The sequence below is a fragment of the Bartonella sp. AP72JLCBS genome, assembly GCF_042195705.1.
In the GTDB taxonomy this organism is placed as follows: domain Bacteria; phylum Pseudomonadota; class Alphaproteobacteria; order Rhizobiales; family Rhizobiaceae; genus Bartonella.
Genome location: NZ_JBHIOU010000001.1, coordinates 179,856 through 192,300 on the forward strand (window position 1 = coordinate 179,856; position 12,445 = coordinate 192,300).

Annotated in this window: 6 protein-coding genes; 3 read left to right on the forward strand and 3 right to left on the reverse strand. The window is 38.2% G+C overall.

From position 1 onward, the window contains the following. The first annotated feature begins 212 nt into the window (after positions 1 to 212). Genes ahcY through tsaE form a run of 3 tightly spaced genes read left to right on the forward strand, consistent with a single transcriptional unit; the run spans position 213 to position 4,632 of the window. Positions 213 to 1,610: an adenosylhomocysteinase gene (ahcY, locus tag ACFILO_RS00640; protein WP_375632128.1), complete on the forward strand. Its 1,398-nt coding sequence runs from the start codon at positions 213 to 215 to the stop codon at positions 1,608 to 1,610. 34 nt (positions 1,611 to 1,644) lie between these two features. After that, positions 1,645 to 4,110, forward strand: a complete 2,466-nt coding sequence (locus tag ACFILO_RS00645) for a PAS-domain containing protein (protein WP_375612788.1) — start codon at positions 1,645 to 1,647, stop codon at positions 4,108 to 4,110. 51 nt (positions 4,111 to 4,161) lie between these two features. After that, positions 4,162 to 4,632, forward strand: a complete 471-nt coding sequence (tsaE, locus tag ACFILO_RS00650; RefSeq protein WP_375612787.1) for a tRNA (adenosine(37)-N6)-threonylcarbamoyltransferase complex ATPase subunit type 1 TsaE — start codon at positions 4,162 to 4,164, stop codon at positions 4,630 to 4,632. 679 nt (positions 4,633 to 5,311) lie between these two features. Here the strand turns inward: tsaE and trxA are convergent. The 3 genes from trxA to addB form a co-directional block, all read right to left on the reverse strand. Further along, complete coding sequence (trxA, locus tag ACFILO_RS00655; RefSeq protein WP_375611361.1) at positions 5,312 to 5,635, reverse strand: thioredoxin; 324 nt, start codon at positions 5,633 to 5,635, stop codon at positions 5,312 to 5,314. A 177-nt stretch (positions 5,636 to 5,812) separates the two neighbouring features. Next, positions 5,813 to 9,289 carry a double-strand break repair helicase AddA gene (gene addA / locus ACFILO_RS00660; RefSeq protein ID WP_375652380.1) on the reverse strand — a complete coding sequence of 1,159 codons (3,477 nt, stop codon included), beginning with the start codon at positions 9,287 to 9,289 and terminating at the stop codon, positions 5,813 to 5,815. Positions 9,290 to 9,291: 2 nt separating this feature from the next. Next, entirely contained in the window at positions 9,292 to 12,411 is a 3,120-nt protein-coding gene (addB, locus tag ACFILO_RS00665; protein ID WP_375677698.1) for a double-strand break repair protein AddB, read from the reverse strand. Positions 12,412 to 12,445 lie beyond the last annotated feature (34 nt).

Sequence of the window (12,445 nt, forward strand, 5' to 3'; positions counted from 1 at the left end):
GGATAGAATTTTGTTTATATAATAAAACTTATCATGAAGATCTCCTACTCCATCAACAACATCACTACTCAGATCCATAAATGCATATTTGTTGCACAAATTTATGGAGATTTTAAAAGAGCTTTTTCACATAAAGAAGTCCTCTTCTTGTCTTGCATTTTTTTTTAATTTCTCCTACCGTCTTGGAAAAACTTATTTTAAAGGAATGAAGAATGGCAGCTCAAGATTTTGTTGTCAAAGATATTGCACTTGCCGCTTATGGTCGTAAAGAACTTGATATTGCTGAAACAGAAATGCCTGGTTTGATGGCTTGTCGTAAGGAGTTTTCTTCCAGCCAACCTTTGCGCGGAGCGCGTATTTCTGGCTCATTGCACATGACAATTCAGACAGCTGTTTTAATTGAAACATTAAAAGCGATTGGCGCCGATATACGATGGAGCTCTAGCAATATTTTTTCTACGCAAGACCATGCAGCAGCAGCTATCGCCGCAACTGGCATTCCTGTATTTGCCATTAAAGGTGAAACATTGGAAGAATATTGGACTTATATAGATGCAATCTTCCAATGGCCAGATGGTAATCCTTCCAATCTTATTTTAGATGATGGAGCTGACGCCACAAACTATATTTTAATGGGAAGTCGTGCAGAACAAAATAAAGATATTTTATCGCATCCCAAAACAGAAGAAGAAGAAATTTTTTTCAAACAAATACAAAAGCGTATGGATGCAACGCCAGGTTTTTTTACACGACAGCGCGCGGCAATTAAAGGTGTAAGCGAAGAAACCACAACAGGTGTAAACCGTCTTTATCAGTTACAAAAAGAAGGACTTCTACCTTTTCCTGCTATTAATGTTAATGATAGCGTCACTAAATCAAAGTTTGATAATAAATATGGATGTAAAGAATCATTGGTCGATGGTATTCGACGTGGAACAGATGTGATGATCGCTGGTAAAACTGCCATTGTCTGTGGTTATGGTGATGTAGGAAAAGGTTCAGCAGCATCTCTTTCTGGTGCTGGGGCTCGTGTTAAAGTAACAGAAATTGATCCTATCTGCGCTCTTCAAGCCGCTATGGATGGCTATGAAGTTGTTAGTTTGGATGATGCTGCTTCCAGTGCTGATATTATCATCACGACAACAGGCAATAAAGATGTTGTTCGTTTAGATCATATGCGACAAGTAAAGGATATGTGTATTCTTGGAAATATTGGTCATTTTGATAACGAAATCCAAGTCGCTGCCCTTAGAAATTTGCCATGGACAAATATTAAACCACAAGTTGATATGATCACCTTTCCCGATGGAAAACGCATCATTTTGCTCTCTGAAGGGCGTTTGTTAAACCTCGGGAATGCGACTGGGCATCCTTCTTTTGTCATGTCAGCCTCGTTTACTAATCAAGTTTTAGCGCAAATTGAACTTTTTACCCGTTCAGAACACTATACAAATGAAGTCACTGTTTTGCCTAAACATCTTGATGAAAAGGTTGCACGTCTACATCTGGATCGGTTAGGAATAAAATTAAGTGTTTTATCAGAAGAACAAGCCGCTTATATTGGAGTCTCACCACAAGGACCTTATAAACCAAACCATTACCGTTACTAATACGTTTCCTTGGGTTAAAAAAGGGAAAGATGCCGTGCTCAGCTTTGGTGACTATAACCCCAAAGAAAAAGCTCAAAAAGAGATCCGAATCTATACGTATATATTTTGCCTTTTTTTCTTTTTTTCTCCAACATGCGCTTTTGCTCAGTCATTGGAAGGTTATTTACCATTTTTCTTCACTTTGCCGAATGGTCCATGGCTGCTTTTAGCGCTGTGTGGAGGAATTTCTTGTGCTTCACTTCTCACGTGCCTAGCTGTTATTATGCGTGCAAAAAAAACTGCACAGAAGCCTTTGAAGATAATTCAGGCAAATTTTTCTGAAAAACTTAAATATTATGAATGGCTTCTGGAAGAAACCGAGCAATTCCTTCTTATTTGGGAAAATCCAACAACCTTACCCCGTGTCGTTGGTGCCCTTTCTGCATTGCAAAAAATAGGAATCGACCAGAAAGATTTTCAGCGTTTTGAGCTCTGGGTTGAAGAAAATTCTCTGCGAGAACTTGATTATGCATTGACTCAACTACGTTGTAAATGTCACCCTTTTGATCTTTCTATCACCACCACAAACAATGTATTGCTGCAAGTTACAGGAGTCATCGCAGGAACAGTCGCTATTGCTCGTTTTCAAGATATCTCAAAACAACAGAGTGAAAATGCTCGTTTACAGAAAGATATCGCCCGCCTTCTTACTGAACTGAGAATGCAGCGTAATCTTCTTGATCTTATTCAAGAGCCCGTATGGATAAAAGATTGTGAAGGAAAAGTTTGTTTTATCAATCGCGCCTTTAGAGAAATGACAGATTTTCGTGAAGGCAGTGATGAAGTGGGGGATCTTTTCAATGAAAATACACAACGCAAAACAGATGAAATAGAAACAATTTTTCAAGAACATGTTCACACAGTTATTGATGGAGAACGACATCGTTTTCATCTCACACGTATTACAACAGCCGAAGGGATGGCAGCTTTTGCGCGTGATGACAGCGCATATGAAAATCTTGCTCATGAATTAAGTTATGTTCTTCAAAGCCATTGTGAAACACTTGACCAAATTTCAACAGCTGTAGCTATTTTTGATACAAACCAAAAATTAAAATTCTGTAATCATGCTTTTAAAATTTTATGGCCGTTGGAGACTTCCTTTTTAGAAAGTGAACCAAGCCATACATTATTTCTTGAACGTCTACGTGAAAAAGGGCTCATTGCTGAACACCCCGATTGGCGCGCATGGAAAGAAGAACTTTTTAAAGCCTATCGACAAACAGAATCGAACCAACAAATTTGGAATCTTCCAGATGGGCGTACGGTGCGTGTTATCTCGAACCCTCATCCACAAGGAGGTGTCACTTGGCTTTACGAAAACCTTACAGAAAAAATTGATCTTGAACGCCGTTATAATACACTTATTAAAATACAAGGTGAAACACTTGATAAACTTTCCGAAGGCGTGGTTGTTTTTGGTACTGATGGACGCCTTCGTTTATCGAATCCTGCCTTGTCGAAATTGTGGTCTCTTCCTTATAATTTACTGGTAGAAGGGACCCATATTACACAGTTACAAAGCCATTGTTCAGCCTTAACCTTAGGACAAGAATGGGATCAATTTACCAAATTCATTACCGGTTTTGCTGAAAAACGTGAAACATATTCAGGTCGTATAGATCTTAAAAATGATATGATTATTGACTATACTCTGGTTCCTCTTCCCGATGGACAAACAATGCTTACTTTTGTGAATGTTACAGATACTGTCCATGTTGCACGTGCTCTTCAAGAAAGAAATGAAGCATTAGAAAGTGCTGATCGTTTGCGTAATGAATTTGTCCAACATGTTTCCTATGAATTGCGTACACCTCTCACCAATATTATTGGATTTTCGGATATTTTACGTGATCAAATTTTCGGCTCTATCAATAAACGTCAACAAGAATATCTTGGGCATATTCATTCAGAATCAGGAACTCTTTTAAATATTGTTAACGATATTCTTGATCTTGCTACCCTTGATGCAGGCATTATGGAGTTGGACATAAAATCGGTTAATATTGCAGATGCTATGATACAAGCAGTAGCACGTGTAGAAGATCGCCTTAATGGACGGCATATTACGCTTTTACAACAAATTTCTCCTTCCTTAAATTCTATTTCTGCTGATGAAAAGCGCTTGCATCAAATTTTTGTGAATGTACTGAGTAATGCTATTAATTTTGCAACGGAGGCGAGTACTATTGAATTTTGCGTCGATGAACAAGATGATAACATTGTCTTTAGCGTTCACAATCAGGGCTCTGACATCCCAGAAGACGTTCTTGATCGTATTTTTAAACGTTTTTCTTCCCATTCACACCATGGTGGGCGTGCGGGAGCGGGTCTTGGCCTTTCCCTTGTAAAAAGTTTCGTTGAACTACACGGTGGACATGTTGAAATTCTTACCGGTTCTGGAAAAGGAACAACAGTTAAATGTTTTTTCCCACTCTCCAAAGGAGATACGATTTTTTAATTTTAACCTTTATGATAACAAAAATTTTTCATCCATTTCATGGAACTTTTAATGAATTTTAGTTTTTTTCTTGAAAATGAAGAGGCAACAAAGCTTTTTGCACAAAATTTAGCTCTTTCTTTAAAGCCAGGAGATCTTGTAACGCTGCAAGGAGATCTTGGAACTGGAAAATCAACCATTGCACGTACAATCATTCAAACACTTGCGAACGATAACACTATGGATGTTCCAAGCCCTACTTTTACTCTTGTGCAAAGCTATCAACTTCCAAAGTTTGAAATTATTCATGCTGATCTTTATCGCCTTTCTATGGCAGAAGAAATTGATGAATTAGGGCTTCATGAAGCTCGTGAGAAAAATATTTTACTTGTTGAATGGCCAGAAAGAAATACAGCTCTTTTAGAACTCGCCACTTTTGCACTCACCTTACACTATAAAGAACATGGGCGTCATGTAACAGTTAGATCAGCGCAACATTCCATTGAATGTTTGCAACAGTCTTTTACAATTCGTACATTTTAAAAAAACATGAACATCATCATTTTTTAATTTGATAATATCTCAGTACTACCTATGAAATCTGAGATGATAGACAACATAAAGAAGGCTTCATGGAGGCACCAACCATGGAAGATGAAACGAAATGCTGACTCTTTTATATAACAATGACATAAATTGCAAAGGACAGCCGTTAATTTATAGAAATTCATCAATTTATTTTAGAGAATCTGATACCTACAATTTTGATTTTAGAGAATAGTATAAGAGAATTTTAAATTGAAGTGATAACCCTTTAGAAGAGCATTATATAACCTGTAGTGAATTGCTTGTTTCTTTCTGCTTAAAAATTGTGAGCTTCAGAAAAGTAATTTGCAAAGTTTTTGCTTAAAATCTCCCTTTATGTGTTGAAAACACTATCTATCTCAATAGTCTTATCTAAGAAGAAATACCTTTAATGAAATTATCATTCACCCAATATTTTTAACGCGCCTATAAGGAAAGAATTGCCTATATTCTTCATACAAAGCAATTTTTTATAAAAATGGTCAATTGAATCATGCATAAAAGCACGAATTCTTAAATTCATTTACAATTTTGATTTTTATTGTCTTTTCATTATAATATAATGCAAAAAAGAATATTTTAAAAAAGTCAAAAGGAGAGACAAAACTTCTCTCCTTTATAGTGATTATATGTGGAATTAACTAAGCCCATCTTTTATCCATTCAGAAAGACGTCCTTTAGAGGTAGCGCCAACCATATTCGATGAAATATTTCCATTTTTAAACATTAGTAATGTAGGGATAGAACGTACTCCGTATTGGGTAGCCAGTTCCGGATTTTCATCAATATTTACCTTAGCAATTTTAACTTGATTTTGCATTTCTATTGAAATTTCATCCAAAATTGGAGCAATCACTTTGCAAGGGCCACACCATTCTGCCCAAAAATCAACCACAACAGGGGTGGAAGAGGTTAGAACTTCACTTTCGAAATTGTCCTTATCAACTTTTATACACGTCATTGATTTATCCTTTATATTCACCTTTTATAGATTGGTATAATAACAATTCATATCAAGTTATTGCAAAGATAAATTATTAAAGGACTTTTTTACACCAGGGATTGTGCGTTGTGTTTGTTTGAGCGATTTTATGAAAGTAAATAAAATGTAAAAATGCTTTGCAAGGAAAAGAGTAACTTATAAGGCAACTTCACTAAGAAATGCCTCAAGTTTTTCTGGAGGAAGTTTAAAAATTTTGGCTTCTTTACTGTAGATAAGCAGAGCCTGTATATCTTTATCGGGATGAATAGCTTGCAATAATTTTCGATAAAGAGCCATTTGCAACCAATGATGGGAAGCAATAGCAGCTTCATTTTCTGGCGGGGTTCCTGTTTTAAAATCTGCAAAGATAACACTGTTTTGCGTGATGTAGAGACGGTCAATTTGACCAGAGATTGCTTGTTCTTTTCCACGAATTTTCACAATACCCATTAAGGAGACCTCAGCACGTGAATGCTCAGAGAAAAGGGGTTTGAGATAAACATGATCTAATATTTTCCAAATATGGCAAAGAGCATCTTCTCTTTGGCTCTCATGCCAATGAGAGGCTTTGATATTGAGATAGTTTCGAGCATAATCTCGACGTTTTTGTGGGGGACAATCGGGCAAATACTGTAACAATCGGTGAACGAGATTACCATATTCAATGGAAAAAGCTCTGTTTGTGTTCATGGCTCCTAAAACAGGTGAAGTGGTAAGCTGTTTTGGACTTGAGGACAGCTCTGTATCAGCTTCAATGGAAAGGCTCGCCACTGACGGTTTTAACGGTTTTGGTAACACTGGTTCTGCTGGTACTTTATGAGAGAAAAAAGCAGGCAAAGGTGGTAAGGTTTGGCATTCAGCGGAAGGAACTTTTGAGTTTATAGAAGCAGAAGAAGCAGGTGTAATGCAATAACGCCAAGCTGCAATATCTTCCGAAGAATCTTTTATAGCAAGGGCATGCGGTTCGAGGGCTTTTTTTACGAGTTGTAACCATGTATGAGATGGCGTTTTCGGACCTTTATACCCACAAATAAACAAGCGATCTTCAGCGCGTGTCATTCCTACATAAAGAAGACGCCTATATTCTTCTTCTGCACGCTCTTTTAAATATGAAATTGCTTGTTTAGAGAGTTTTGTATTAAACTTTTCATTGGGATGCCAAATAAAGGCTTGTTTTCCGTTCCATTGTGCATTGTTTAAAGGAACTTTAAGCAAGTGAGGCGCATGCTGAGGATGCCAAATCGCACTGCCAGGATCGACTAAAAACACAACAGCAGCCTCTAGTCCTTTTGCAGCATGAACAGTCATAATGCGAATTTCTTCATTACTTTGTTCAAATTCACGTTTAATTTCTGGTTCGCTTGCACTTAATGTTTCTAAAAAAGCTTGTAATCCTGGTAATCCTGTTTTTTGAATAGTGAGCGTATAATCCATAAAAGCATCGAGCACATCATTTGCTTCAGATCCTAAACGGGATAGAATTTTTTGCCGTCCCTTATCATTGTTCAGAATATAGCTATAGAATTCAAAAACCGGTATTTGATCCACTAAAGCACGATAATGGTTTAGCTTCTCAAAAGCATCTTTAAAAGATACCTGCGATGATGTATGCGCACACAGACTTTGCCAAAGAGAGCCGGTGCGGTGTGCGGCAAGCTGATAGAGTTCCTCTTCACTAAGAGCAAAAAGTGGGCTTTTTAAAACACAAGCAAGAGAAAGATCATCTTGTGGCTGTAAAACAAAACGCGCAAGCGCCATTAAATCACGGATACTAATATGTTTGGTAAGCTGTAAACGATCAGCCCCTGCTACGGGAATATTACGGTGTTTAAGAGCACGAGAAAGAGCTGAGACAAATTGATCACGTTTACGGACCAAGATCATAATATCACTTGCACGTATTAAGCGTCCTTTTGCTGGAAGCATTTCGCCTTTTTGTAACCAGTCAGCAATCGTTTCAGCAATTTTTTCTGCTAAACGGACTTCAGGTGTATCTAAATGATTAACAGTTGCATGCCAATCTTGAGGAAACTCACTCGTTTCTTTTGAAATGGCATCCCATATAACAACTTCACCGGGACTGTGAACACGGATAGCTTCATGCACCGTTTTTGTATTGTCTGCCGAAAGTCCTTTATAGTTTTTTGGTGTTTCAAAAACAAGATCAACGCTTTTAAGAACATCTGCTGTAGAGCGAAAAGAATAATGCAGTTGTATTTTTTCAAATTGCTGATTTGTTTGCTGCACTTTTTTTTGAATAATTCGTCCATTTGCAGCAAAATTTTCTGGAGCAGCGCCTTGAAAAGAATAAATAGATTGCTTTTCATCTCCAACAGCAAAAAGAGTCCGTATGTTTGTTCGTTGGCTATACCCTGAAAAAAATTCCTGTGCCAACAGTTGAATAATTTGCCATTGCTCAGGGTTGGTGTCTTGTGCTTCATCAAGTAGAATATGATCAAGTCCCTGATCAAGTTTATAGTGCACCCATTGGCTTGCACCTTTGCGCTGTAACAAATGAAGTGTACGCTCAATAAGGTCATCAAAGTCTAAGAAGCCATTGGACTTTTTTAGATTCTTATAAATTTTGAGATAAATAGTACAGAGCTGAAAAGCAGCCATATTGAGGGTGGCAACCTTTGCGCATTGATATTTTTCTAAAAGAACAGAAAGCTTGTTTTGTTTATCTTCAAGCATTTGTTGAATAAAAGGCCAAATTTCGTCTGATTTTTTATGAAATAAATGTGAAAAATTACGCGGCTCACCTTTTGTTGTAAAATAAACATCAGAAATAATATTGAGAATATTTGTCTCATCATGCACCTTTTCTAATTGGGAAAGTTTTGCCACCATATCCTTAAAGCTTTGATTACCATTGGTTTCACAATGCTTAAGAGCATAAAGAGGAAGGCGCGCTGTTTGTTTAATTTGTTCCAGAAGATATTGATTTGTTTCATTGGGCGCTAAGTTAAAAAGCGCGCGCAATTTTTCTTCTCCATTTTCAGATAAAAGAGAAGATAAAAAATCAGACAATTTATGTTGCTTTTCAACTGCCTCATAGAGCAATTGATTAAAAGTATGTTCGCTAATAACTTGAAGTAACAGCTGCAAAGCAGGTTGTACATCACGACGGGCTAAAAGTTCGCGACGGGATTCTTGTTGTAATTTTTTTCGACCGATATCATCGGGAAGTTCAAAATGCCCTGCAATATTGGCTTCTAACATAAATTGATGTAAGAGAGCTTCACAAAAAGCATGAATCGTTTGAATTTTTAAGCCACCAGGCGTTTCGAGGGCACGCGCAAAGAGTTGCCGTGCATAAGTTAGTTTTTGCGCATTAACAGGTTTTTTTTCAAACCGTGTTAAGGTTTCTTGCAGCTGTGCATCATCGAGCTCATTCCAACTAGAAAGCGTGCGAAAAATTCGTGATTGCATAACAGCAGCAGCAGCTCTTGTATAAGTAAGGCATAAAATACGTGCTGGAGGCGTACCGTTTAAAAGCAAACGGATAACACGTTCACTTAAAACGTGGGTTTTTCCAGATCCAGCATTTGCAGAAACCCACACGTTTTTTTGGGGATGTGTTGCTGTTGCTTGTGCATCAAGAGCGGCTTCAGGAATAGAAAAAAACGTCATGATTACTCTTCTTTATGAAAACCACTTGACCATTCCCACAACCGAGCCAAATGGTCGTAGTCACCTTCATATCGTTTTGACATGGGGACAGCATGTGAGAGATAGCCTTGTTGTGGATTTTGATAATAAGTTATGAGTGCGATAAGATTTTCCCATGCATTTTCAGCAAGATCAACAGCACTTAGATAAGTTTTTCCGTCTTTTTTCTTTAAAAGAATTGATTGGGATTTAATTTCACCTTTTTTGTTAAGGGGAATGTAAAATAAATTTGAAGGTGTAAAATCTTGAAAATCTGGGAAGCCCCCTTGTATGAGTAAAGCTGTTTCTAAAGCCAATTGCGGAAATAATAATTCACGAACTTGTTTTGATGAAGGAGGGGTTCCGGTTTTGAAATCTAGAATTTCAACCGTTTTATCTGGCAAAACATCAAGACGATCAGCGCGTCCTGAAAGGGTTACTCCTGTTGTTCCTATAGGAATTTTTTGTGATACCACTTCCGAATATCGCTCTCGCAGCCCTAAACTTTGTTCCCATTGAATAAAGCGTGGAGCAAGGTTTTCAAAACTATTCCACCAAATTACTTCAATATCGGGTGGAAAATTGAACTTATCAAACTCTTTACGCCCAATAGCAAGCAGTACATTGAGTGCATTTGCAGCATTTGGATTTTTCATTTGTGTGCAAAAAGCTGCAAGAATAGCGTGATAAAGTGTTCCTCGTTCTGAAGCGCTAGGATCATGAATAAGTTCTTTAAGTGGTTTGAGCCTTAAGATTTTTTTAGCATAAATAGCATAGGGATCATATCGCAATGTTTCTATTTCAGTGACTGAAAAATGGCGCGGGCGTATATCAAGAGGTGGAGAAGGGCAAGGACGTTCCACCTCAGAAGTTATGCTTGTATGATCAAGCATTTTTGCCCAATGGCGTAGTATTTCACCTCGTTCACGGATTTGTTTCCAAACCTGTTTTCCTACAACTGTTTCCATGCGTTGTAGCCAGCGTGATGGAATGGAAGGCGTATGATTAACGCGCAATGCGCGACTCATCACCACTTTATCCATTCCCATCGCCCATTGAAAATCATGCGCAGAAAGACCAATACGCTGCTCTGGTGGCTCCAGAGTTAACATCATTTTCATCGGTCGCGATAAAAAAGCATCATTTCGGGTTGATATCGGCCATGATCCTTCATTAAGACCACCAATGACCACTGTATCAACCGTTTGCAAACGCGATTCCAAAGTACCCCAGATGAATAAACGTGGATGTCCTCCAGGCGAAGGTGCGACGGAACGGGTTGCTATTATGGCAGAAAACATAGCGGGCCATTCACAAAGATGAAATGTTAATCCCGATTGATCACTGACCAATTCACACAAAAAATTTGATAAGGCTTGTCCTGCTTCATGTTGATAAAGATGTGCAAGAGAATTATCCTCATTGCGACCAAAATTTTCAAAAACCTCAACAGTTGCTATTGCAGCCTCATTGATGGTGCATTCTTTCTCTTGTTTCATAAGAGATGTTAAAGGTTCAACAGCTGTCCTCAAAAGATGACAAAGGAAACGTGCTTCTTCACATTTCTGCTGATCAAGAGCGTTGATTTCAGAACTATTATGAAAGTATGTTTCAATCCATTTTTCAAGAAATTGATCACACTCGCAAAGATTAATACGCCCTGTATTCCCTCGAAGAACAAAAAGTTCAAAATTTTCTGCCATTTCCCGTAAACGATGACGATTTTGTTGGAGTGTTGTAAGGGGATGTTTAAGAAGAGAAAGAAAAACAATGGGATCATCAGGTTGCAATACATTTTCTAAGATAAGTCGTAAGAGAGTTACAGGCAATGTTTGTGCAAGTGGTATTCCGCCTGAATCATTTGCTTCAATTCCAAATCGCTGTAATTCCACGGCAACACGGCGTGCTAAATTACGGTCATTTGTAATAAGAGCCGCAGTTTTTTGAGGTTCTTCAATAGCTTTGCGTAAGGTAACAGCTATAGCGAGAGCTTCTTCACGTTCATTTATAGCTTCAATAAATGACCAATCTGCACAAAGATTTTCATAATCATCACGGACAATTTGTATCCATTTATCTGTTGTAGAAGCAGGTCGGAGTGCTTCTGATAAAAGAGCCATTCGTTTTTTCTTTGTTATACTTTGTTGGCCAATTTCGCAAACATGATGACGTTGACACTCCATGAGAGTTAGAAGTTTTTTTAAATGATATTGAGGATGGCTAAAAACATTTTCTGCAGGATCAAAAAAATCACAAGCTGTTTTTTCTTTATTGCTTGTGCTTAGTGCATTCCATTGTTCTTCATCCATATGAAGATCAAGGCCAGGAAGAACAACAGCCCCTTTGGGCAGAGAAGCTATAACCTTTAAAAGATGAGAAACTGCGGGCATAGAACCTGACACACCAGCAGCAATGATAGGTTTATCAGGCTGCGTGCATCGCAAAGTCTCTGCATGCATTGTGAGTGCTTGATTACGCCATTCCGCGGGATTGCTTCGTTGCCTTTCGGTCAAGATTTGTGGCCAATTTTGCGTAACAATAGTCAGAAAGTCGAGCGTTATTTGCCACCATTCAGCGACCATATCAGGTGCAATATTTTTAAGTTCTGACCAATCTGCTCCTTCTGCTTCAATTTCATCCATCAAATGTGCTAAATCTTGCGCAAGCCAAATCGCATCAGCACTATGAGCCGGAATAAGTACATCTTCTGTACCAAACATGGCACGCAGATGCGCAGGCAAATTTTCACGCCATGGACGGATAAGGCGCGCTAAAAGTAAAAGACGTTCGCTTTCTCCAATAGGTGGATCGAGAGCGCTGGTATGATTTTCAACAAAAAGAAAACTGTCTTCATCGACATCTCCTAGAGCACGAATGGTTGGCAAAAATGTTGATTGTGTATCACTTCTTTCAACAAAGGCTAAACGCAAAGCGCGAGCAGCACGACGTGTCGGAACATAAATAAGGCTATCGGCAAGGGTTGTTTGAATATCTCCATTGGGAGCGAAATTATCAATAAGGCTACCAGAAAGTAGTGCATCAACAAAGTGAGGCAAAAAAGCAGTTCCCGGAGAAATAGAAAAGACATGCGGTTTATAGGTCATATGATCTCATATTTGGGATAACAAATTTCAGCTT

Bases quoted from the DNA above. Each gene is read 5' to 3' on its own strand.
- addB (WP_375677698.1), bottom strand. From the start codon at position 12,411: ATGACCTATAAACCGCATGTCTTTTCTATTTCTCCGGGAACTGCTTTT.
- tsaE (WP_375612787.1), top strand. From the start codon at position 4,162: ATGAATTTTAGTTTTTTTCTTGAAAATGAAGAGGCAACAAAGCTTTTT.
- addA (WP_375652380.1), bottom strand. From the start codon at position 9,289: ATGACGTTTTTTTCTATTCCTGAAGCCGCTCTTGATGCACAAGCAACA.
- ahcY (WP_375632128.1), top strand. From the start codon at position 213: ATGGCAGCTCAAGATTTTGTTGTCAAAGATATTGCACTTGCCGCTTAT.
- trxA (WP_375611361.1), bottom strand. From the start codon at position 5,635: ATGACGTGTATAAAAGTTGATAAGGACAATTTCGAAAGTGAAGTTCTA.